This is a genomic window from Catellatospora sp. NPDC049133, assembly GCF_040648455.1.
In the GTDB taxonomy this organism is placed as follows: Bacteria; Actinomycetota; Actinomycetes; order Mycobacteriales; family Micromonosporaceae; genus Catellatospora; species Catellatospora aurea.
Genome location: NZ_JBEZDT010000024.1, coordinates 86,715 through 108,305 on the forward strand (window position 1 = coordinate 86,715; position 21,591 = coordinate 108,305).

Sequence of the window (21,591 nt, forward strand, 5' to 3'; positions counted from 1 at the left end):
CCGCGGGCCGGGTTGGCGAACCTCGGCAGCCCTCGGAGTGCGCCGGGCGGGGCGAGGTTTGGCGCGGCGGGGATCAGGGCAGCCAAGTGACGCGGAGCAACCCCCGACTCACGCATAGAGGAGCACACCATGACCGTCGCCGGTATCATCTCGGCCATCATCGTCGGACTCGTCATCGGCGCGCTCGGCCGCCTGGTCGTGCCCGGCCGGCAGAGCCTGCCGATCTGGCTGACCATTGTGGTCGGCATCGTCGCCGCCCTCATCGGCACCGCGATCGCGCAGGCCGTCGGCGTCGCCGTCACGGACGGCATCGACTGGATCGAACTCGTCTTCCAGGTCGGCCTGGCCGCCCTCGGCGTGGCGCTGCTCGCCGGTGTGCGGGGCCGCGGCACGGTGTGACCGCCACGGCGTAGTGCGGGCCCCGGACGGCGATCGTCCGGGGCCCGTTTCCTGTGCCCGGGTGAGAGGATCGGGGGCTGTGGAACCTGTTCGTTTCGACGCGCTGGTCGGCCCGGCCGCCCGGGGCGGGGTCGTGATCCCGGTGCCGTTCGATCCGGACACCGTGTGGGGAGCCAAACCGCGCCATCACGTGGCGGGCACTGTCGGCGGCGTACGCGTGCGCGGTGTCGTGGAGGCGGTGGGCGGCGGCTTCGGCTTCACGCTCGGCCCGGCGTGGCAGCGCGACTGCGGGGTCCAGGCCGGCACGACGGTGCCGGTCGAGCTGGTGGCCGAAGGTCCGCAGCGGGCGGACCTCGCCGAGGACGTGGCCGCGGCGCTCGACGCCCATCCGGCGGCCGGGGCGTTCTTCGACTCGCTGGCCCAGTTCTACCGCAAGGCCTACCTGCGCTGGATCGACGCCACCAAACGCCGGCCGGAGCAGCGCCCGCAGCGGATCGCCGAGATGATCGCGCTGCTCGAAGCCGGCCGCAAGGAACGACCGTCGGCATAGGGCCGACAGGCCGGTACGCGCCCGTCATTCGGCTTCATAAAGTAGTCAACCCCTTACGCAAAGTAACCCTGACGCGTTGATGAATTGGGTGACGCACCCAGATCAACCAGGACAGGGGGACACCGTTGTCTCGTAGACGTCTCATCACCGCGCACGTCGCGCTGGCCATGGCCGGCGGACTCGCGGTGCTCGCCGCACCAGCGGCCGCGTCGGGCGCCGGCCCGACCGGTCGTACGGTCGCGAACCAGCAGGCGGGAGTCGACCGGTTCATGCCGGTACGCGGTCTGCCGCACGCGACGAACATCATCGGCAAGGGCGCGGGCTCCATGCGCGCCGTCGCCCGGACGCTGTCGAGCCGGGCGCAGATGGCCGACCTGGCCATCACCAAGGTGGGTACGCCGGAGACGGTCCTCGCCGGTGAGGAGATCACTTACACGATCACCGTCACCAACAGCGGGGCCCCCGCGGACCGGGTAGGCGTCCGCGACGTGCTGCCCGCAGGCGTGGAGTTCCTGGCCAGCTCGATTCCGTGCCAGAACAACGGGGGCACGCTGACCTGCGGGCTGGGCCCGATGGCCACCGGCCAGACGATCCAGCTCGTCATCCAGGTCCGCGTCCCCGCGAGCTTCACCGGCCTCACGCTCACCAACACGGCCACCGTCACCAGCCCGCAGGACGAGACGGACAGCACCGCGACCGTCACGACCCGCGTCGCCACCGCCGCCGACCTGTCGGTCACCAAGGTGTGCAAGCCCGACGAGCCCGCGCCCGCCGACACCGAGGGCTATTGCGACATCTACGTCGACAACCTCGGCCCGTCGGACGCCCAGAACGTGACGCTGACCGACGTGCTCACCTCGGCGGCGCCGTTCGAGGTGTCCCGGGTGCGGGTGAGCCCGGGGACCTGCTCGGCGACCCCGACGGGGCCGATCCGCGACCTCACCCTCAACTGCACGCTGGGCACGGTCCCGGCCGGCACGCGGGGCGTCGTGCGGGTCGTCGTGACGGCGGCGGACGTCGCCCAGATCAACGACGTCGCCACGGTACGCAGCACGACCGCCGACCCGGAGAAGGGCAACAACCAGGCGACCGGCCGCGTCGACTTCGTCGGCTCGGCGGACCTGAGCCTGACCAAGACCGGCGACGCGACCGCCGACGCGGGCACCGACCTCGAATACCTGATCACGGTGACCAACAACGGTCCGTCGACGGCCCGTGACGTGGTCGTGCGGGACACCATGCCCGCCGGGGTCACCTTCGTCTCGGTGTCGCCCTCGGTCGGCTCCTGCACCAACGGGCAGCCCAACGGCGGCCGGCTGGAGTGCGGCCTCGGCAACCTCGCCAGCGGCGCGAGCGCGACCATCACGGTCGTCGGCCACGTCGCCGCTGACCTGGTGCCCGGCACGATCCTGTTCAACGAGGCCATCGTGTCCGGCGCGACCGCCGACCCGGACAACAGCGACGTCCGGGCGAGCGTGCCCACCGAGGTGACCGCCTCGGCCGACCTGTCGGTGACCAAGTCCGGCACGCCGGACCCGGTGACGGCGGGCAACGAGCTGAAGTACACCGTCACCGTCGCCAACGCGGGCCCGTCGGACGCGCAGGCGGTCGTCGTGACTGACACGCTGCCGGCCGGCACGACGTTCGTGAGCAGCAGCGGCGACGCCGTGTGCACCGCGGACGAGCCCGGTGAGGTGGTCTGCGCGCTCGGCACGTTCCCGCAGGGGGAGCGGCAGTTCACGCTGACGGTGGCGGTCGGTTCGGACGTGCCGGACGGCACGCTGACCAACACGGTGGTGGTGTCCTCGCCGACCCCCGACCCGAACACCGGCAACAACACGTTCACCACGACGACCGCGGTGGAGACCTCCGCGGACCTCGCCATCGAGGCCGCGGCCACGCAGACCTGGCAGCAGGAGGCGGCCGCGCTCAGCGACAAGAAGGACAAGGACAAGGGCACCGTCGTGCTGCTCACGCTGACGGTCCGCAACCTCGGCCCGTCGGACGCGCAGAACATCACGGTGCTCGACTCGCTGCCGCTGCGTCCCGACAAGGTCGGGGTGGAGTCGCTGCCGCCGGCCTGCACCTACGACTCGGGCCAGGACCACGTCATCACGTGTACGGCCGACAGCCTGGCGGCGGGCGGCACGCTCGTCTTCCCGATCAAGCTGAAGGTGCGCGCCGAGGGCGAGCTGGTCAACACGGCCACGGTGTCCAGCACCACGCCGGACCCGAACCCCGACAACAACACCAGCACCATCCGGTTCTTCGTGTGGAAGAAGAACTGACGATCGGCTGACGGCCGGTCGGTGACCCGGGGTGGCGCGGGTGTCCCGCCACCCCGGCAGGCGGCCACGGTCAGGAGTGCTCGGCAGTTCGCTGCCGAGCGATCCGGACCGTGGCCGCCGCGCGTCACCGGAGCCCGGCGAGGAACACCGCGATGACGGTGTCACCGACGAGCGTCAGCACGTCGCCCGCGGGCGAGAAGCCTGCGGCGACCTGGCCGGACTCGATCCACAGGAGACGGCCGCGCTCGTCGAACAGCACCGCGCAGTCGTCGTCGACGGCGAGGGCCAGCGGTCCCTGCCCGCCCCACACGCAGCGGGTGCACACCGCGGCGAGCGGCGACCGCGCGGACATGTCCGGCGGCAGGCCCTCCGGCCGGATGAGCCGGCTGTCGACGACCCGGTCCCCGTCGAGGGTGAGCAGCACCGCGGCCACGGCGTCCTCGGCCGCGTCGCTGCCGGCGGCGAGCAGCCCGCTGCCGTCCGCCGCGAACGTCACGGCGTTCACTGTCGACAGCCCCGTGTCGTAGCTGGTGAGTACGCCGGAGGCTGTCTCGCGTACCACGATCGCGCCCGCGTCGCCGGCATGGGCCAGCAGCCGGCCCGCGTGGTCGAGGGCCACCGGGCCGCAGTCGGCGACCTCCTGCGTGAACAGGACGTGCCCCGTCGCGGTGTCGATCACACGCAACCCGCGGGCCACGGATCCGGCCGCGACGCGGCGGCCGTCGCCACTGAAGCCGATCCGGGTCGTCATGCCGACCATGTCGAAGCTGTCGACCGACTCCTGCGCCGGACCGAGGTCGAGCTGCCACAGCTGTTCGCCGCCGGGGGTCCGCCAGGCGTGCAGGCGGCCCTCGACCGACGCGACCGCGACCCCGCCGTCCGGGCTGATCTGCACGTCCAGCGCCTCGTCATGGAAAGCGCCGCCGTCGAGGAGCATCCGGCTGGGAACCTGCGGGCCGGTGCCCCAGACCACGATGTCGCCGCCGTTGTGGTGCCACTCGGCTGCCGCGCCCAGCACCAGCCAGGCCGGGTCGGGTGGGCAGGCCACGGACACAGCCCCCTCGCCGAAGCTCGCGAAGTCGTCGTCTTCGGCCGGGAATCGCGGGGAACCGCCGGTCTGCACATGGTCGAGGTCGCCGAGCTCACGCCAGGCCGCCGTTCGGTGCCAGGGCCGGCGCCGCCCGGCGCGCTGCTCGTCCCACCAGTGGTCGGGCATCGGCCTGCACCGTGCGGGCCAGTCGAGCAACCGCGCGGCCGCGGCGGCCAGGACGTCGGCGGACGCGCGTTCGAGCAGTGGGACGGCCCGCGCCCACGCCTCGGCCGAGGGTTCACCGGACAGCAACGTGTCCAGTGTGGTCGCGTCGTCCATGCCGCCTCCGCCGTCCGGCGCGGTTCCGCCGCCGCGCTGCGGCGTGGACCGTATCACCGCGCCCGGACAGGCCGAGGTCAGCGCCGGGCGGCGTCGAGCGCCCGCAGGTACTCGTCGACGGTGAGCGTCGCGTGCGAGAACAGCGGATACCGCGCGACCATGGCGTCGTACGCGGCCGGGCCCGCGTCGGAGGCCGTGGCGTCGGGAATGGTCGTCACGTGGTAGCCGTGTTCCATCGCGCTGCGGGCGGTCGACTCGACGCACATCGAGCCGATCATCCCGGCGACGGCGAAGAACTCCACGCCGTGGTGGCGCAGCTGCGCGTCGAGGTCGGTGCTGGCGAACACGTCGATGTTCTTGTGCGGCGCGAGCGCGACCTCACCGGGCCCCGGCGAGAGGTCGGGATGGAACTCGGTGTTCCAGCTGCCGGCCTCGAACAGCCGGTTGTCGAACATCGCCCGGTGGATGCCGGTCAGGCGGCCCCAGCTCGCGTACTCCTGCTCGGTGTAGGACATCCCGGAGAAGAACACCGGCATGTCCCGTTCCCGGACCCCGGCCAGCAGCCGGCGCAGGTTGGCGAAGGTGCCGATCCGCTCGAACTCGGCCTGGTACAGCGGGTAGCCCTTGCCGCCGGGGTCGAACACCTCGTTGACGGTGTCGATGAGCAGCAGCCCGCAGCGTCCCGGTGTGTAGTCGTCGCCAGGCATGATCCCTCCAGGTGCGCTCAGACGAGTTCCAGGCCGCCGTCGACGGCGAGGATCTGCCCGGTGAGCCAGACCGCGTCCGGGTCGGCCAGCCGCAGGATCCACGTGGCGACCTCGTGGGGCTCGCCCCGGCGGCCGAGCGGGATGGTGTCGGCCTCCTGCTGCTTGATCCGGGCGAGCATCTCCGGCGAGAGTCCGGCCGCGCCGAGCGCCTCGCTCTCGGTGGGCCCGGGGGCGACGGCGTTGACGCGGATCCCGTCGGCCGCCAGCTCCAGCGCCCAGCTGCGGGTGAGCTGCTCCACGGCGGCCTTGGTGGCGGCGTAGTGGGACGCGCCCGACAGCGGCCGCCGCCCGTACGTGCTGGAGACGTTGACGATCGAACCGCGGTGTTCCCGCAGGTGCGGCAGGGCGGCGCGGGCGAGCAGGCTCGGCGCGGTGACGTTGACCTCGAACAGGTCGGTGATGCGCTCGGCGGTCGCCTGTGCCAGCGGCATCAGCGCGGTGATGCCCGCATTGTTGACCAGCACGTCGATCCGTCCCCACCGGTCGGCGGCGGCCGCGGCGACGGTGTCGGCGGCGTGCGGGGCGCGCACGTCGATGGCCAGCGGCACGACGCCGGGATGCTGCCGGGCGGTCTCTTCCAGCGCCTGCGCGCGGCGTCCGACGCCGAGAACGTGCGCGCCGTGCTCGGCGAACGCGAGCGCCGTGGCGCGTCCGATGCCCGATCCCGCCCCGGTGACGATGACGACCCGGTCGGTGAAGGAGAGGTCGGTGGATGGCATGACGATGTCAGCTCCTTGCGGTGTGCTCATGAGCCGCCGCGCGCACGCCCTGGGACCGGCATGCGCGCGGCGCGGCTTGCTCAGGCGGTGGGGCGGGCGGCCAGCCAGTCCGCGTAGTTGATCTTTCCGATGCGGGCGTCGCCGAGCGGCACCAGGGACGTGTCGGTCACGGCCGCGCCGAAGTAGGTGGCGGAAGGGTCGGTGATCACCTCGCGCGTGTCGCCGTCGGCGGCCAGCATCTGGCGCACCATGTCGTCCTGGCGGATCTTGTCCGGCCCGGCGATGTCGTACGTGCCGTTGGCCGGGGCGGCCATCGCGGCGTCGGCCACGGCGGCGGCGACGTCGTCGGCCGCGATCGACTGCATCATCGCCGAGGGCAGGTGGATCGCCTCGCCGCGGCTGCCGCCGTGCGCGATCGCGCTGGTGAACTCGAAGAACTGGGTCGCCCGCACGATGGTGTACGGCACGCCCGCGGCCTTGACCAGGTCCTCCTGGGCGACCTTCGCGCGCATGTAGCCGCTGTCCGGGATGCGGTCCGCGCCGACGATCGACAGCGCCACGTGCTGCCCGACTCCGGCTGCCTTCTCGGCGGCCATCACGTTGCCGGTGGAGGTCCGGAAGAACTCCATGATCGCGTTGTCCTCGAAGTTCGGGCCGTTGGCCACGTCGACGACCACGTCCGCGCCCTTGAGCGCATCGTCCAGGCCGGCACCGGTGATGGTGTCCACGCCGCTGCTGGGCGAGGCGGCCAGCACGTCGTGACCTTGTGCGCGCAGCCGCTCAGCCGCCTTGCTGCCGATGAGGCCGGTGCCGCCGATGATGACGATCTTCATGGTGATGCTCCGTTCGCAAACTCGGATGATTCTTGTCCGAGACTCTACTCGGATAAAACGTGTCCGGGTCAAGTACACTGGGAGTTGTGAAATTGTCCTCAGGCGTCGAATGGGCCCTGCACTGCTGCGTGGTGCTCACCGCCGCAGACCGCCCGGTGCCCGCCGCACGCCTGGCCGAGCTGCACGACGTATCCGGCACGTATCTAGCGAAGCAGCTCCAGGGACTTTCGCGGGCCGGTCTGGTGCGGTCGGTCCAGGGCAAATCGGGCGGATACGTCCTGACCAGGGCGCCCGAGGACATCACGCTGCTCGACATCGTCGAAGCGGTCGACGGCGCGCAGCCCACCTTCCTGTGCACCGAGATCCGCCAGCGTGGACCGCTCGCCACCCCCGCCGAGGCCTGCACCAAGCCCTGCCCGATCTCCCGCGCCATGGGCGTCGCCGACCGCGCCTGGCGCGCCGCGCTGCGCGAGACGACCGTCGCCGACCTCGCCCGCGACGTCGTCGACGACAACGGCCCGACCGCCTTCGACGGCATCCGTGCCTGGCTGACCACCCCCGACGGCCGAAACTGAGCTGCACGGCTGAAGATCAACCGGATAGGGTGCCCGGATGCCATTGCGCACCGAGACCGACGCCACCCTGCTGCACGCCGACGACGGCACCCCGCTCGCCCACCTGAGCCTGCGCGACGACGACGGCACGTTGCTCGCGGAGCGGGTGCGGCCCCTGCCCGGCGCGGACCTCGCCCAGGTCGCCGCACAGGCCCGCCGTGACCTGGCCGGACGCCGGCTGACCACACCCGACGACGCGCTCGCCCGCGCGCTGGTCGACGGCGGGCTGCGGCTGCGCCGGGCCGCCACCGACATGCGCCACGACCTCGCCGTGCTCCCGCCGGTGCCGGCTCTGCCCGCCGGCTGGTCGCTGCGAGACGGCGGCTGGGACGACGACCTTGCCGAGGGACTCGCGGCCGCGTACGGGCCGGAGCACCCCGACGGCCGGTGGCAGGCCAGCGACACCAGGGAGATCCAGGGCATGTTCGAGCGCGGTGAACCGGTGTCGCCGCTGGCCGAGGCCTGCGCGCGGGTCGTCGGGCCGGACGGGCGCAGTGCCGGTCACGTGCTGTGCGCGGGGCCGGTGCCGTGGACCGAGGACGAATGCGCCTGGATTCTCAACCTGGGTGTCGCGCCCCGGGCCCAGGGTCTGGGGCTCGGTCGGGCGCTGCTGGTGCACGCGATGCACGGCTCGCGCGCGGCGGGGCTGCCGCGGCTCGGGCTGGAGGTCGCCGACAGCAACCCCGCCCGCAGGATGTACGACAGTGTCGGTTTTCAGGTGCGGGCCCGGGTGCTCTCGGTGGACCTGCCGCCGCTCGACTGAAGCGGTCGGAGGCCCCTGAGCGCCTTCGCCGGGTGGCCGACGTTGGCTACGCTCGCGCGAATGCAGCCAACGCCGCAGGGGACGCGGTTTCGTTCGGTACTCGCTGGCTCCGGCAGGACACCCTCCGGGACGGTCGGATTTCACCCGCTGCTGGCGCAGACCGCTCTGCTGTACCTGGTCATGACCGCCTTGGTCAGCGGGATCCAGTCGTTGTTCGACGGTCGATGGCAGTGGTACACGGGACACGGGCAGATACTCGGCCTGGCCGGGTTGCTGCTGCCGTACCTCAACGCCCGTGTGCGGCATCATCGGCAGGCCGCCGGTGGCGCGCTGGTGGGACTTGTCGCAGCGCTCGTGGTGATCCACTTGTGGGGTGTGCCGTTGCTTCCCTGGGCGGGTGTGGCCATGGTTGCGGCCTCGGCCGCCTTCGCCGGGGTAACCCGCCTGCCGACCTGGTTCTTCACCCGGGCCGACGCCGAACGCGACGGCGGCGTTTGAAACTGTGCCTGGCGGGCCAGGGCAGGGCCTTGTCCCGCCAGGCGGTGCGTTTGTCAGTCGTCGAGGTTCCGCTCGGCGAAGACCTTCATCGCGTCGCGGACCAGGATCGCTGTGCCGGTGCCGTGCCGGTCGTACGCGTCGGTGAAGCGCGGGTCGGCGACGTACATCTCGCCCAGCGCGATGAAGTGGCCCTTGGTGGGGCTCGGGGAGATCGCCAGCCAGTCGTAATGGCGCTGGGTGATCGCCTGCACTACATCGCCGTCGGCAGCCAAACCGGCCAGGTGTGCTGCTGCGAAGGCCTTCGCGATGTAGACCTGCTGCTGCTTGAACGCGGCCTTCTCGGCGTCGCTGAGTGAGCGCCACCAGCGGTCGCCCTGCTCGTAGGCCTCGCGGCCCCAGCGCTGCGTCACCTCCTGCTCGTACTGGGTGTGGTCGAAGCCGTCGAATACTTCCTCTGCCATGAGCTGCTCGCCTTCCTCTGTTTTGCGCAGCGTCGTCTTCACCGACTCGATCTGGCGGCCGATCCGCTCGCGTTCCTGTTCGAGCAGGTCCAGGTGGGTGCGGAGGGCGGCCACGGTGTCCCGCTGTGCGCCGTTGAGCACTTCGGCGATCACCGGGAGGCCTAGGCCCAGTTCACGGAGCAGCAGGATGCGCTGCAGGCGTACCAGGCAGTCCTGGTCGAAGTAGCGGTAGCCGTTGCCGCCGACCCGGCTGGGCGTGAGTAGGCCCAGCTCGCCGTAGTGGCGCAGGGTCCGGCTCGTCGTTCCGGCCAGTCGTGCCACGTCCTGGATCGACCACTCCATCGCCCGCGCCTCCCGTGTCTCGTCGGTGAGCCCACGGTAGAAGTTGACGTAACGTCAAGGTCAACGGCTTTGTGACCGTGTACGAGCGTGGCTGTGGAACCTGGGTCATTCGGCGTGTGCGACGGTCCAGAGTTGCTCGAAGTGGTCGGCGTAGCGGTCGAATGCGCCGCCGGTCTGGCGTCGGCGCAGGTGCATGGTGACGGAGTCCTGTCCGAGGCCGTCGCCGATGTGCGTCGAGACGAGCATGTCGTCGTCGAATACCCATACCGACATCGCGATGTGGCGGTCGGACAGCCGGACGGCTGCTCCCACCTCGTGCTTGGTCAACTCGGCGCGGGTCATGGCGATGCGGGTGGAGATCGTCAGCGGCGTGGCTTCGATCTCTTCGCGGTGCCGTGTGACGACACTGTTTGGGTCGCCGAGGAGGAAGCGTACGTCAGCGCCGGTCGCGGTCTTGTCCGCGAGCACCTGGCCTGCGCCTTCGACGTCGAGCCACACGAAGTAGGAGGTGTAGCCGCCGAACCACAGTCGGCGGGTGGCGGAGCCGATGAGGTCGCCGAACAGCGATCGGGGCAGGTCCAAGCGGCGCGGGTACACCGCGATCATTTCTCGATCCGCGCCAAGCTTCACCGAGCGGCGGACCGCTTCGGGCCACAACACGCCTACATCTTCCCTCAAGAGCTCGGCGGTCTTAATCCGGTGCCGGGGATGGGGGAGCCTACCCTTGCTCACCCACCGTTCGACGGTCTTCGGATCGACGGCGAGCGTCGTCGCCAGGTCGACCGTTGTGAGGCCGGCCGAGCCCAGCGCGGTGCGGAGCGCTTCGTTGCGAGCCACGAGGGGACCTTTCGTAGACGTCCCTGAATCGTGGCACGTCGGAGGTGTGAACGTCTCCACTTGCGACACAGCATTTCTTCCATGAGTCGATGGAGTGAGGCGCCAGGTCGGCCGACATGGGCTGACGAGGACACCGCCGAATTCACCCTTGCTGAACGGCTGAGGTACGACGTCGCCGAGTTCAACGCTGCGCACGCGTGGACGGCCTCGACGGGGGTGCTGTGTACCGTTGCCGACTTCCTGCGCCAAGATCTCGGAGGGGACCGATGAGCAGCCCCACCTTCTGGGTCGCCGCGGACGGGAGTGCCGTTCGACTCGGCGACGTCGTGGCCCTGGACCCGATCGCGTTGGTGCTGGACCGTGACGCTGCTGGTCCGATCGTGGGTGTGACCGCGCTCGGCTGGCCGGTGGTCGAGGTGACAGCGGGCAGGCACGCGGGGACTCGAATCGGCGTTCGGCCAGTCCACGTGCTGCTGCTCGTTCGGTCGGCGCGCCATTGACTTCTCGCCGGGGCCGCATAAAGCACGTTGCTCACGATCGTGATGGCTGTGTCGAACAGCATGCGGCGTGGCAGTGTTGGGCTTGGTCGGGTGGGACTGGCGGCGGTGCGCAAACGCGGCTTGTGACGGTCTTGTGACGTGATGCGCGATGGGCGCAGACATCGGCTCGGCAGTTTCGGCATGTGCGAACAGAACTCACCCCGCCGGTCACCGAGACGGTCCCAGGGCCTCGTCCACGCGCGGTGTGGGCCGACGTCGCCAAGGGCACCTGCATCGTCCTCGTCGTGCTGTGGCACGTGGTCATGAAGGACTACCTGCAGGTCGACTGGCACATCGGCATCCCGCTGCCCGGTGCCTGGGGCACCCTGGGCGAGCAGCTCCTCCCGCTGCGGATGCCGCTGTTCTTTACCATCTCCGGCGTCTTCGCGACCACCGCCCTGGCCCGGACCTGGCGACAGACCGCCCGATCCCGCATCGCCAAGTTCCTCTACCTTTACACCGCCTGGCTGCTGATCCACACCGCGATCCTCAGCGCCACCCCCGACTTCGCCACGGCCCGCGCCGACTCCGCTTTCGCCCTGCTGGAACAGCTCACCATCACCCCGTCGAACCTCTGGTACCTGTACGCCCTCGCCGTCTACTTCGTCATCGCCAAAGCCCTGCACCGCCTGCCCCGCGCAGCGGTGCTCACCGCCGCGGCCGCCCTGTCGATGATCACCGCGACGGGCATACTCGCCACCCCCGGCGACCGCGGCGGCCTGTACCAGAACCTGGTCTTCTTCCTCGCAGGCGCTTACCTGCGGCCCCACATCGAACGATGGGCCGACACCGCGACCAGCCGCCGGCTCGCGTGGTCGTTCGTCGCCTACGCGAGCGCGCTGATCGTCATGGCTCTGGCGGGCGCACAACGCTGGCCCGGGGTGTGGCTGGCCGTCGGCGTCATCGCCGTAGCCTTCGGGATCACCGCCGCGGCCAGACTCGTCCGCGTGCCCTCGGTCGGCGGCCCGCTCGCCGCCCTGGGCCGGCGCACTCTGCCGATCTACGTGATCCACATGCCGATCGTGGCCCTGCTGCACCTGCTGCTGCACGACCCGATCTCGGGCCTCGGCTTCACCGGCCAGCTCGTGTCGGCGCTCATCTACCCGGCGGTGCTGTCGGCGGTCGTGATCGCACTGTGCCTGCTGATCCACCGAGGCCTGCTCACACTGGGCGCGTCGTGGCTGTTTGACCTGCCGCAGTGGACGAAGCGACGAACCAGGCTCGCGCCCACAGTGACCGAACCGGCCAGCTCCGCGCGGCCGGGCGTTCCTGTCTGAGGCCGCGCGGTCCACGAGCGGCGTTGATCGCTCGACTTGCCAGGCAGGTGTGGGAAAGCGACGTCAAGATACGCACACCTGCCAGGCAAGTCGAGCGATCTTGGAGGTCACACCGGGCCGAAGCGGTAGCCGAAGCCGCGGACCGTCTGGACGTAGACCGGGCTGGCGGGGGAGTCTTCGATTTTGGCGCGGAGGCGTTGGACGCAGGCGTCGACGAGGCGGGAGTCGCCGAGGAAGTCGTGCTGCCAGACGGCTTCGAGCAGCTGGTGGCGGCTGTGCACGCGGCCGGGCGTGGCCGACAGGGTGAGCAGCAGCCGCATCTCGGTCGGGGCGAGTCGGACCCGCCGCCCCGACTTGCCGACGCAGAGCGAGTCCCGATCGATGGTCAGCGCCCCGTGCCGCTCCGAGCCGACCGGCCGAGCGGGCTCGCGGCGGGTACGCCGAAGGACGGCGCGGATGCGGGCCTCGACGATCCGGGCGTGCACCGGCTGGATCACGTAGTCGTCCGCGCCCGCCTCCAGCGCCGCGACCACGTCGATGTCGTCGTCGCGGGCGGTCAGCACGATGATCGGCAGGTCGCCGTCGGCCCGCAGCCGGCGGCACACGTCGAAGCCGTCCATGCCGGGCAGCTTGAGGTCGAGCACGACCACCTCGGCGGCGAACGTACGCAGCCGGGCCAGGCCCTGCTCACCGCTGTCGGCGGTCTCGACGATGTGGCCGTGGCGGGTCAGCGCCAGGCGCAGGCCTTCGCGGGCGGGGCGGTGGTCGTCTATCAGCAGTACGCGTGCCATCAGGGGACAGCTCATCGCATGCCCCGTTAGCGGGGCATGAGCCGGTTCGCTCACGCCGTGCTCACAGCCTTGATCGGGATGCCGCTGCGGGCGGCGTCCGGAGTATCCCCACTCACCGGACGCCGCCCGCCGGGTCACTTGCCGGACTCGCTGGAGGAGGTACGGTCCGGTGAGTGGCCGTGGCCGCCGAGGACACCCGCCTCGGTCGCCTTGATGATCGCGTCGGCTTCGGCCTGGGTCAGCTTGCCGGCCTTGACCGCCGCGGCGAGCCGCTCCTTGAGCTGCGCGGTCCGGTCGGCGGACTTGCCGTCCCGGTTCTCGCCCTTGCCGTTCTTGCCGTCCGGGCGCAGTTGGGACTGCACCTTCTCCAGCGCGGCGGAGACCTTCGCCTGGTCGACGCCGAGTTCCTTCGCGAGCGCCTCGGCCAGCTTCTGCTGATGCTCGGCCCGCTGGTCGTTCTTGTCCTTGCCCTGCGCGGTGGTCCCGGCGGACGCCGACCCGCTGCCGTCGGCGGCCCACGCCGCAGCGGGCGCCGCGATGCCGAGCGCCAGTACTCCTACGGCGCCGACCGTGACCAGGGTCTTCTTCGACGACTTCATCATGAGAGCTCGCCTCCTTGCGATCGGTGAGTCTCCGACGCTGCCGCGGCTGGCTCGACGAATCGCAGACAGAACCTCCAGCACCCCTGGCAGAACAACCCAACCCTGCCCGTATTGACCCGCGTTGAGCGTTATCTCCCCAGCCATCGTCCAGCATTCCCAGCCGCCGCCCAGGCGAAGATCGCTGTCTCGGGACAGAAACTGCGGTCTGACCGCAGATCATGACCTCAAACAGCGATCTTCACCCGGAGCGATCAGTCAGAGCGGCGATCTTCACCCGAACCGATCAGCGAGACGACCCAGTGGTCCCGGCGAGCACGTCCTCGATGCGGATCGGCAGGCGGCGGTGGCGTAGGCCGGTGGCGTGGTAGACGGCGTTGGCGACCGCCGCGGCGACGCCGACCATGCTGACCTCGCCGAGGCCCTTGACCCCGACGGGGTGGAAGCGCAGGTCGGGTTCGCCGATGAAGTCGACGTCGAGGGTGCCGATGTCGGCGTTGACCGGCACCGGGTATTCCTCCAGGCTGGCGTTGAGCCAGCCGCCGTAGCGGGGGTCGACCTCCCCGGCTTCGCGCAGGCTCGCGCCGATGCCCCAGACGATGCCGCCGCGCACCTGGCTGGCGGCGGTGACGGGGCTGGCCACCCGGCCGCAGTCGGCGACACTGACGACGCGGGGCACCCGGATGCGGCAGGTCGTCGGTTCGACGCGCACCTCGACGAAGTGGGCGATCCAGCTGAACGTGCTGTATCCGGTGAACTCCGGCCCGGAGAGGGCGACCAGGCCCTGCCGGGCGTGCTCGGCGTCCTGCTCGGTCTGCCCGGGGCCGAGCGTCTCGGCGCGGACCTCGACGTGGTCGTGGCCGGTCGCGGCGACGGCGGCCGTCACGTCCACCGGGCCGTTGATCTCGGTGCCAAGCTGTTTGCGCAGTTCGCGCAGTGCGGCGTGGACCGCGCCGAGGGTGGAGGCGGTGCCCCACGATCCGGCGGTGAGGTGCTGGGTGGCGACACGGGTGTCGCCGACGACGATGTCGACGTGGCGTACGTCGATGCCCAGGTTCTCGGCGACGAGGAGGGCGATGGAGGACCGGATGCCCTGGCCCATCTCGTGGCCGTCGACCTCGACGCGGATCCGGCCGTCGGCGGTCGCGACCAGGTGCGCGGCAGAGGGCACGATCGAGGCCGGGTACGCCCCGACGGCGACGCCCCAGCCGACCAGGGAGCCGTCGTCGGCGCGCATGCTGGCCGGCCGCTGCTGCCGGGCGCTCCAGCCGAAGCGCTTCGCGCCGCGGCGCAGGCACTGGGCCAGGTGGCGGGACGAGAACGGCTCGCCGGTGACGGGGTCGACGGTGGTGTCGTTGGCGAGGCGGAATTCGAGCGGGTCGCGGTGCGCGGCGTAGGCGAGTTCGTCGACGGCGGACTCGAACGCGAACACGCCTGGGTGCTCGAACGGGGCGCGCATGAAGCCGGGCGTCTGGGTGTCCATCCGGGCGAAGGTCTGCCGGCCACGGAAGTCGCCGATGCCGTACAGGCGTGCGGTGGTCTCGGTGTACATCAGCGGGAACAGGTCGAACCGGGAGGTCTGGTGTTCGACGTCGTGGAGCGCGGCGAGCATCCGGCCGTGCTCGTCGGCGCCGAGCCGGATCCGGTGCCGGCTCGCGGGCCGGAAGCTGGTGTGGTGGAACAGCTGGGTGCGGGACACGACGAGTTTGACCGGGCGGCCGAGCCGGCGCGCGGCCACGGCCAGGGGTGCGATGTGGATCTGCAGCGAGTTCTTCTGCCCGAAGCCGCCCCCGGTGTACGGCGATACCACTTCGACGTGGTCGGGGTCGATGCCGAGCTGTCGGGCCAGGCCGTGGCGGATGGCGGCGGCGTTCTGGGTGCCCTCGTGCACGACCACGCTGTCGCCGTGCCACCAGACCGTCGCGCCGATCAGTTCCATCGGGTTCTGGTGCTGGGCCGGCTGGTCGTAGACGGCGTCGACCCGCACCGGGGCGGCGGCGTAGGCGCTCTCGGCGTCGCCGACGTCCAGGTCGGCGAGGAACGGCAGTGGGATGGTCGCGGGCTGGGACAGGCGCTCGACGCCGGGAGAGTCGAGAGTGACGGCGAACGGCTCCGGCTCGTAAACGGCCCGTACCAGGTTGGCGGCCTGGGTGGCGGCGATCAGCGTTTCGGCGACGACGAGCGCGATGGCCTGGCCGCGGTAGGCGATCTGGTCGTCGAGCAGCGGTTGCAGGCTCTGCACGCCGTAGCCGCCGCCCATGACGAAGCCGGGGGAGCGCAGGTCCAGGTGGTCGAGGTGGGTGAGCACGAGCAGGACGCCGGGGACCGCGGCGGCGGCCGAGGTGTCCAGCTCGGTGATGCGGCCGCGGCCGACGGTCGCGGTGGCCGGCACGGCGTACGCGAGGTCGTCGGGGAGCAGGTCGGTGGCGTACCGGGCGGCGCCGGTGACCTTCTCCCGGGCGTCGACGCGGCGGGTGTCCACGGGTGGGAGGTCGGCGGGCTGCGGGCTCATCCGGCGGCCCTGCCCGCCGCCAGGTGCACCGCGTCGGCGACGGTGCGGGTACCCAGCTCGATCTTGAAGGCGTTGTGGCGGCCCGGCCGGGCGCCGGCGAACGCGGCCTCGCCTGCCGCGCGGGCGCTCGCCTCGGTGACCGGCTGACCGCGCAGCGCCTGCTCGGCCGCGGGGACCCGCCACGGTCGGGTGGCCACGCCGCCGACGGCGATGCGGCAGTCGCCGACCCGGCCGTCGCCGTCCAGGGTCAGCGCGACGGCCGCCGAGACCAGCGCGAACGCGTACGACTCGCGGTCGCGGATCTTCAGGTAGGCCGAGCCGCGGCCCGCCGGGGTGACCGGCACCCGGATCCGGGTGATCAGCTCGCCCGGTTCGAGGGTGTGTTCGAGCTGCGGGGTCTCGCCCGGCTCGCGGTGCAGCCGCGCCAGCGGCAGGCTGCGTGCGCCGCCCGGCCCGAGCACGTCCACCTCGGCGTCGAACGCGACCAGCGCGGTGGCCCAGTCGCCCGGGTACACCGCGATGCACGACTCGCTGCCGCCGAACAGCGCGTGCGAGCGGTCGAGGCCCTCCTGGGCGGCGCAGCCGCTGCCGGGGCTGCGTTTGTTGCACGCGAACGGCTCCCCGCCCCGGAAGTACGGGCAGCGGGTGCGCTGCAGCAGGTTGCCGCCGAGGGTGGCCATGTTGCGCAGCTGCTGCGACGCGGCGCGCCACAGCGACTCGGTCAGCGCCGGGTAGTCGCGGCGCAGCCGGCCGTCCTCGGCGACGTCGGCCATCCGCGCGCCCGCGCCGAACACCAGCTCCCGCTCGCCGGAGGTGTCGAAGCCGGCCAGGTCGGCGACCCGGTGCACATCCACGACCGCCGGCGGGGTCTCGATCTCCAGTTTCATCAGGTCGTACAGCGTGGTGCCACCCGCGAGCAGCCGGGCCTGCGGGCCGGCCGCCGCGAGCGCGTCGACGGCTTCGGCCGCGGTCGCGGCCGTGGTGTACGCGAACGGGCGCACGCTCAGCGCCCCTGCTGCTCGGCGACGGCGCGCACGGCCGCGACGATGCCCGCGTACGCCCCGCACCGGCACAGGTTGCCGCTCATGTACTCGCGCACCTGGTCGTCGTCGCCCGCGTGGCCCTCGGCCAGGCAGGCCAGCCCGGACATGATCTGGCCGGGGGTGCAGTAGCCGCACTGCAGCGCGTCGTGGTCGATGAACGCCTGCTGCAGCGGGTGCAGCTCGCCGTCAGGCCCGGCCAGGCCCTCGACCGTGGTCACGTCCGCGCCCGCCACCTGCACGGCGGGGGTCAGGCAGGACACCACCCGGCGGCCGTCGAGGTGCACCGTGCACGCGCCGCACTGGCCGTGGTCGCAGCCCTTCTTCGGCCCGGTCACGCCGAGCCGCTCGCGCAGCAGGTCGAGCAGCGACTCCCGGGTGTCGACACGCACGTGCACCGGCTCCCCGTTGACCGCGCACGACAGCTCCACCTCGTACGCCGGTTCTGTGGCAGCCATCTAGCCCCCTCGCGCGGGTCGGCACATCACCCGATTTTATGACAAACCAGGTCGAGCGGAGCGCCAACGCAGGATCGGGCGGCGGTCAGGCGTGCAGGCTGCGGCCGCCGTCCACGACGATGCGCTGCCCGGTGACGAAGCCCGCGCCGTCGGAGGCCAGGAAGCTGACCACGTGCGCGATGTCCTCCGGGGTGCCCATCCGTCCGGCGGGCACCGTGGCCAGGTAGCCGTCCACGGTGGAGCCGGCGTGCCGCTCGACCGGGATCCAGGCGGGCGCGACGCTGTTCACGGTGATGCCGTGCGGGGCCAGCTCGCGCGCCCAGGCGCGGGCCAGGCCGATCTGCGCGTTCTTCGCGGTGGCGTACGCCGACCAGCCCGGCTGCGGCCGGTCGGCCACCTCCGAGTCGAGGTGCACGATCCGGCCGAAGCCGCGCGCGATCATGCCCGGTGACAGCGCCCGCCCGAGCAACACCGGGCTGTGCACGAAGAAGGCCAGCTGCGCCTCGAACGCGGCCCGGTCGGCGTCGGCGATCAGGCCTTCGGGCTGCGGGCCGGTCGCGTTGAGCACCAGCACGTCCACCGGGCCCAGCCGCGCGGCGATCGCGTCGGCCAGCCGGGCGACGTCCTGCTCGTCGGTGACGTCGGCGGGGAAGGCGGCGGCGGTGCCGCCCTCGGCGCGGATCTCGTCGACCAGCTCGGCCAGCGGTTTCTCCTGCCGACCGTTGACGGCCACCGCCATGCCGTCGCGGGCCAGCCGCCGGGCGATGACCCGGCCGAGTCCGCGAGAGCTGCCGGTGATGAGGGCTACGCGTGTCGTCACGGCGCGATCATGCCAGTGCCGTAGGCGGCGGCCCGGTCCGGCTCGCAGGCCGACCACGAGGCGGAATCCGGTCCGGTGACGTGGCACACGTTCCACGCTCGTCGCCTGCCTTGTTCAGGCCGGCGCGGCCGAATGATGTCACGCAGTTCAGTTCGCCGACATCCCCGGAGTGCCTACTGGGTGCGCTTGCAGATCCGACCCACCCGGGAGACCCGCAGATGTACCCCGCTCTCTCACGCCGGACCGGCCGCCTGGCCGCCGTGCTGGCGCTTTCCTTGACCACGGCCCTGGCCGCCGCCGCGTGCGGTGCGAAGGAGGAGGCCCCGGCCACCGCCTCCGGGGTCGCCGCCGACAAGGCCACCTCGCTCGCCGACTTCGGCGGCATGGACGGACTGATCGCCGCCGCCAAGAAGGAGGGCCAGCTCAACGTCATCGCGCTGCCGCCGGACTGGGCCAACTACGGCGAGGTCATCGAGGCCTTCAGCAAGAAGTACGGCATCAAGGTCAACAGCGACAACCCCGACGGCTCCAGCGCCGACGAGATCACCGCCGTGAAGACCCTCAAGGGCCAGGACCGGGCCCCCGACGTGCTCGACCTCGGGGTCGCGTTCGCCATCAGCGGCGCGCAGGAGGGCCTGTTCGCGCCGTACAAGGTCGCCGCGTGGGACAAGATCCCGGCCTCGCAGAAGGACGCCGAGGGCCGCTGGTTCAACGACTACGGCGGCTACGTGTCGATCGGCTGCGACGCCAAGCGCGTCGCGGTCTGCCCGCAGACCTTCGCCGACCTGAAGAAGCCCGAGTACAAGGGCAAGGTCGCCCTCAACGGCAACCCGACCAAGGCGGGGGCGGCGATCGCCGCGGTGTACGCCGCGTCGCTGGCCAACGGCGGCAGCTTCGACAACATCCAGCCCGGCATCGACTTCTTCGCCGCGCTGAACAAGTCCGGCAACTTCATCCCGGTGGAGTCCACCCCGGCCACGGTCGAGAAGGGCGAGACCCCGATCAGCCTGGACTGGGACTACCTCAACGCCGGCTACGCCAAGCAGTTCGCCGCCAAGGGCGTCGACTGGAAGGTCGCCATCCCCGCCGACGGCAAGTACGCCAACTTCTACGCGCAGGCCGTCAACCTCGACGCGCCGCACCCCGCCGCCGCGCGGCTGTGGCAGGAGTTCCTCTACAGCGCCGAGGGCCAGAACCTGTGGCTGAAGGGCTTCGCCCGCCCCGTCCTGCTGCCCGGCATGATCACCGACGGTACGGCGCAGGCCGACCTGGTGTCCGCGCTGCCGAAGGTCGAGGGCGAGCCGAGCTTCCCGACCCCCGAGCAGAACGACAAGGCCAAGGCCGACCTGGTCGCCAACTGGGCCAAGGCCCTGGCCGGCTGACCGATGCCGACCGCCGTCACCACCGTGTCCCCGCCCGTGCCGGACGCCGCCCCCACGGCGTCCGGCCGGGCGGGGGCCCGCCCACGCCGCGGCTCGGCCACCCTGGCCGCGCTGCCGCTGCTGACCTTCGTCACCGTCTTCTTCGGACTGCCGATGATCGCGGTCTTGGTCGGTGCGGTCACCGTCACCGACCGCGCCACCGGCACGACCACGCTGACCGCCGACAACCTGACCCGCTCCGTGCAGGGCGCCTACCTCGACGCGCTCACCAGCAGCATCAAGCTGTCGCTGGTCACCGCCGCGCTCGGCGTGGTGCTCGGCACGCTGCTCGCCCAGGCCGTCGTCGCCAGCCGGCTGCCCGGCCTGCGCAACCTCGTCGTCACCGCCTCCGGCGTGCTGGCCAACTTCGGCGGCGTGCCGCTCGCCTTCGCGTTCATCGCCACCCTGGGCATCTCCGGCGTGATGACCGAACTGCTGCACCTGACCGAGGCCGGGTGGAGCCTCTACACCCCCGCCGGGCTTGCCGTGGTCTACCTGTACTTCCTCATCCCGCTGATGGTGCTGGTCATCGCGCCCGCACTGGACGGGCTGCGCCCCCAGTGGCGCGAGGCCGCCGCCAACTGCGGCGCCACCGGCTGGCAGTTCTGGCGGCTGATCGGCCTGCCCGTGCTGGGCCCGTCGCTGCTCGGCGGCTTCGTGCTGCTGTTCGGCACCGCCTTCGCCGCGTACGCCACCGCCGCGGCCATGGTCGGCAGCGTGCTGCCCCTGGTCACCCTGCAGATCGCCGACGCGCTGTCGGGCAACGTGCTGATCGGGCAGGAGGGCGTCGCCTCCGCGCTGGCCCTGGACATGGTGGTCGTGGCCGGGCTGGTCATGGCGATCTACCTGCCCCTGCAACGACGGAGCGCCCGATGGCTGCGCTGACCCGCCGCGCCCGCGCCTGGCACGGCGCCGTCCTGGCCCTGGCCGGGCTCTACTTCGCCGCGCCGCTGATCGCGTCGTTCGTGTTCACCGTGGACGTGCCGGGGCAGGGCCTGACCGGGCAGGCGTACACCCAGATCCTCGGCGCGCCCGGCTTCCTGGACGGGCTCGGGCTGTCGCTGCTGCTCGCCGTCGCCACGATCGTGCTGGTGCTGGCACTGGTGGTGCCCGCGATGGTCGCGGTGCGGCTGCGACCCGGCCGGCTCGGCACGGTCATCGAGGTGCTGTGCACCCTGCCGCTGGTCGTGCCGCCCATCGCGTTCGTCGCCGGGATCGGCTCCATCCTGCAACTCGGCCCCGAACGGCTCTCCCGCACCCCGCTGTACCAGACGTTCCTCGCCGTGCAGGACGAACGTTTCCCGCTCGCGCTCGTGCTGTCGTACACGGTGCTGGCGCTGCCGTTCGTCTTCCGCTCCCTCGACTCGGGCCTGCGCGCCATCGACGTGCCGACGCTGACCGAGGCCGCCCGCAACTGCGGGGCGAGCTGGTGGCAGGTGCTCGTCCGCGTGCTGCTGCCCAACCTGCGCAGCTCGCTGGCCGGGGCCGCGTTCCTGACGCTGGCGCTGGTGCTGGGCGAATACACCATCGCCCGGATCCTGACCTTCGAGACGTTCCCGGTGTGGATCGTCAAGGTCAGCGGCAGCGAGGCGCGGCTGTCCGTCGCGGTGTCGCTGCTCAGCCTCCTGATCACCTGGTTGCTGCTGCTCGCCCTGTCGAGCGCGGGCACCCGGACCACCAAGAACGAGGATTGA

General features: G+C 71.6%; 23 protein-coding genes. 11 read left to right on the top strand and 12 right to left on the bottom strand.

Features of this window, described 5'->3' with window-relative positions; all coding sequences use genetic code 11:
- Positions 1 to 129: 129 nt before the first annotated feature.
- From AB0B35_RS25965 to AB0B35_RS25975, 3 genes are all read left to right on the top strand, one after another.
- Positions 130 to 399: a GlsB/YeaQ/YmgE family stress response membrane protein gene (locus AB0B35_RS25965; protein WP_361049702.1), complete on the top strand. Its 270-nt coding sequence runs from the start codon at positions 130 to 132 to the stop codon at positions 397 to 399.
- A gap of 79 nt (positions 400 to 478) precedes the next feature.
- Positions 479 to 949 (top strand): YdeI/OmpD-associated family protein, encoded by a 471-nt coding sequence (locus tag AB0B35_RS25970; protein ID WP_361049704.1) that lies wholly within the window; start codon positions 479 to 481, stop codon positions 947 to 949.
- Between the two features lie 125 nt (positions 950 to 1,074).
- Positions 1,075 to 3,237: a hypothetical protein gene (locus AB0B35_RS25975; protein ID WP_361049706.1), complete on the top strand. Its 2,163-nt coding sequence runs from the start codon at positions 1,075 to 1,077 to the stop codon at positions 3,235 to 3,237.
- Positions 3,238 to 3,361: 124 nt separating this feature from the next.
- On the opposite strand, the gene AB0B35_RS25980 is transcribed toward AB0B35_RS25975, so the two are convergent.
- The 4 genes from AB0B35_RS25980 to AB0B35_RS25995 all read right to left on the bottom strand — a co-directional run bounded on the left by AB0B35_RS25980 (position 3,362) and on the right by AB0B35_RS25995 (position 6,925).
- Positions 3,362 to 4,606 (bottom strand): hypothetical protein, encoded by a 1,245-nt coding sequence (locus AB0B35_RS25980; protein ID WP_361049708.1) that lies wholly within the window; start codon positions 4,604 to 4,606, stop codon positions 3,362 to 3,364.
- A gap of 77 nt (positions 4,607 to 4,683) precedes the next feature.
- Positions 4,684 to 5,313, bottom strand: coding sequence for a cysteine hydrolase (locus tag AB0B35_RS25985; protein WP_361049710.1), 630 nt, complete (start codon positions 5,311 to 5,313; stop codon positions 4,684 to 4,686).
- Between the two features lie 17 nt (positions 5,314 to 5,330).
- Positions 5,331 to 6,092, bottom strand: a complete 762-nt coding sequence (locus AB0B35_RS25990; RefSeq protein WP_361049712.1) for an SDR family oxidoreductase — start codon at positions 6,090 to 6,092, stop codon at positions 5,331 to 5,333.
- A gap of 80 nt (positions 6,093 to 6,172) precedes the next feature.
- Positions 6,173 to 6,925: an SDR family oxidoreductase gene (locus tag AB0B35_RS25995; protein WP_361049714.1), complete on the bottom strand. Its 753-nt coding sequence runs from the start codon at positions 6,923 to 6,925 to the stop codon at positions 6,173 to 6,175.
- Between the two features lie 86 nt (positions 6,926 to 7,011).
- Between AB0B35_RS25995 and AB0B35_RS26000 the strand changes: the two genes are divergently transcribed.
- From AB0B35_RS26000 to AB0B35_RS26010, 3 genes are read left to right on the top strand one after another with little or no spacing between them, the layout of a single operon-like run.
- Complete coding sequence (locus tag AB0B35_RS26000) at positions 7,012 to 7,500, top strand: Rrf2 family transcriptional regulator (protein ID WP_361049716.1); 489 nt, start codon at positions 7,012 to 7,014, stop codon at positions 7,498 to 7,500.
- Positions 7,501 to 7,537: 37 nt separating this feature from the next.
- Positions 7,538 to 8,302 (top strand): GNAT family N-acetyltransferase, encoded by a 765-nt coding sequence (locus AB0B35_RS26005; RefSeq protein WP_361049718.1) that lies wholly within the window; start codon positions 7,538 to 7,540, stop codon positions 8,300 to 8,302.
- 60 nt (positions 8,303 to 8,362) lie between these two features.
- The gene (locus AB0B35_RS26010; protein WP_361049720.1) at positions 8,363 to 8,800 is read left to right on the top strand and encodes a hypothetical protein; all 438 of its coding nucleotides are present in this window, start codon (positions 8,363 to 8,365) and stop codon (positions 8,798 to 8,800) included.
- 53 nt (positions 8,801 to 8,853) lie between these two features.
- Here AB0B35_RS26010 and AB0B35_RS26015 read toward each other — a convergent pair whose 3' ends face one another.
- Both AB0B35_RS26015 and AB0B35_RS26020 read right to left on the bottom strand, forming a co-directional pair.
- Complete coding sequence (locus tag AB0B35_RS26015; RefSeq protein WP_361049722.1) at positions 8,854 to 9,603, bottom strand: MerR family transcriptional regulator; 750 nt, start codon at positions 9,601 to 9,603, stop codon at positions 8,854 to 8,856.
- A 105-nt stretch (positions 9,604 to 9,708) separates the two neighbouring features.
- A complete protein-coding gene (locus AB0B35_RS26020; protein WP_361049724.1) occupies positions 9,709 to 10,440 on the bottom strand; it encodes a helix-turn-helix domain-containing protein in 732 nt (243 codons plus the stop codon).
- Positions 10,441 to 10,706: 266 nt separating this feature from the next.
- On the opposite strand from AB0B35_RS26020, the gene AB0B35_RS26025 reads away from it, so the two are divergent.
- Both AB0B35_RS26025 and AB0B35_RS26030 read left to right on the top strand, forming a co-directional pair.
- Positions 10,707 to 10,940, top strand: a complete 234-nt coding sequence (locus AB0B35_RS26025; protein ID WP_361049726.1) for a hypothetical protein — start codon at positions 10,707 to 10,709, stop codon at positions 10,938 to 10,940.
- 182 nt (positions 10,941 to 11,122) lie between these two features.
- Positions 11,123 to 12,256: an acyltransferase gene (locus AB0B35_RS26030; protein ID WP_361049728.1), complete on the top strand. Its 1,134-nt coding sequence runs from the start codon at positions 11,123 to 11,125 to the stop codon at positions 12,254 to 12,256.
- A gap of 107 nt (positions 12,257 to 12,363) precedes the next feature.
- Here AB0B35_RS26030 and AB0B35_RS26035 read toward each other — a convergent pair whose 3' ends face one another.
- From AB0B35_RS26035 to AB0B35_RS26060, 6 genes are all read right to left on the bottom strand, one after another.
- A complete protein-coding gene (locus AB0B35_RS26035) occupies positions 12,364 to 13,047 on the bottom strand; it encodes a response regulator transcription factor (RefSeq protein WP_361049730.1) in 684 nt (227 codons plus the stop codon).
- 134 nt (positions 13,048 to 13,181) lie between these two features.
- The gene (locus tag AB0B35_RS26040) at positions 13,182 to 13,649 is read right to left on the bottom strand and encodes a hypothetical protein (protein WP_361049732.1); all 468 of its coding nucleotides are present in this window, start codon (positions 13,647 to 13,649) and stop codon (positions 13,182 to 13,184) included.
- A gap of 283 nt (positions 13,650 to 13,932) precedes the next feature.
- On the bottom strand, positions 13,933 to 16,158 hold the full coding sequence (locus tag AB0B35_RS26045; RefSeq protein WP_361049734.1) for a xanthine dehydrogenase family protein molybdopterin-binding subunit: 2,226 nt from the start codon (positions 16,156 to 16,158) through the stop codon (positions 13,933 to 13,935).
- Positions 16,155 to 17,159, bottom strand: coding sequence for a xanthine dehydrogenase family protein subunit M (locus AB0B35_RS26050; RefSeq protein WP_361049736.1), 1,005 nt, complete (start codon positions 17,157 to 17,159; stop codon positions 16,155 to 16,157). The genes AB0B35_RS26045 and AB0B35_RS26050 overlap by 4 nt, the downstream gene beginning before the upstream one ends.
- Positions 17,160 to 17,161: 2 nt before the next feature.
- A complete protein-coding gene (locus AB0B35_RS26055) occupies positions 17,162 to 17,656 on the bottom strand; it encodes a (2Fe-2S)-binding protein (RefSeq protein ID WP_360539443.1) in 495 nt (164 codons plus the stop codon).
- Positions 17,657 to 17,741: 85 nt separating this feature from the next.
- Entirely contained in the window at positions 17,742 to 18,476 is a 735-nt protein-coding gene (locus AB0B35_RS26060) for an SDR family NAD(P)-dependent oxidoreductase (RefSeq protein ID WP_361049737.1), read from the bottom strand.
- Positions 18,477 to 18,694: 218 nt separating this feature from the next.
- Between AB0B35_RS26060 and AB0B35_RS26065 the strand changes: the two genes are divergently transcribed.
- The 3 genes from AB0B35_RS26065 to AB0B35_RS26075 are packed head-to-tail and all read left to right on the top strand — an operon-like array spanning position 18,695 to position 21,591.
- Complete coding sequence (locus tag AB0B35_RS26065; RefSeq protein WP_361049739.1) at positions 18,695 to 19,858, top strand: ABC transporter substrate-binding protein; 1,164 nt, start codon at positions 18,695 to 18,697, stop codon at positions 19,856 to 19,858.
- A 3-nt stretch (positions 19,859 to 19,861) separates the two neighbouring features.
- A complete protein-coding gene (locus AB0B35_RS26070; protein ID WP_361049743.1) occupies positions 19,862 to 20,782 on the top strand; it encodes an ABC transporter permease in 921 nt (306 codons plus the stop codon).
- Positions 20,770 to 21,591, top strand: a complete 822-nt coding sequence (locus AB0B35_RS26075; protein WP_361049745.1) for an ABC transporter permease subunit — start codon at positions 20,770 to 20,772, stop codon at positions 21,589 to 21,591. The genes AB0B35_RS26070 and AB0B35_RS26075 overlap by 13 nt, the downstream gene beginning before the upstream one ends.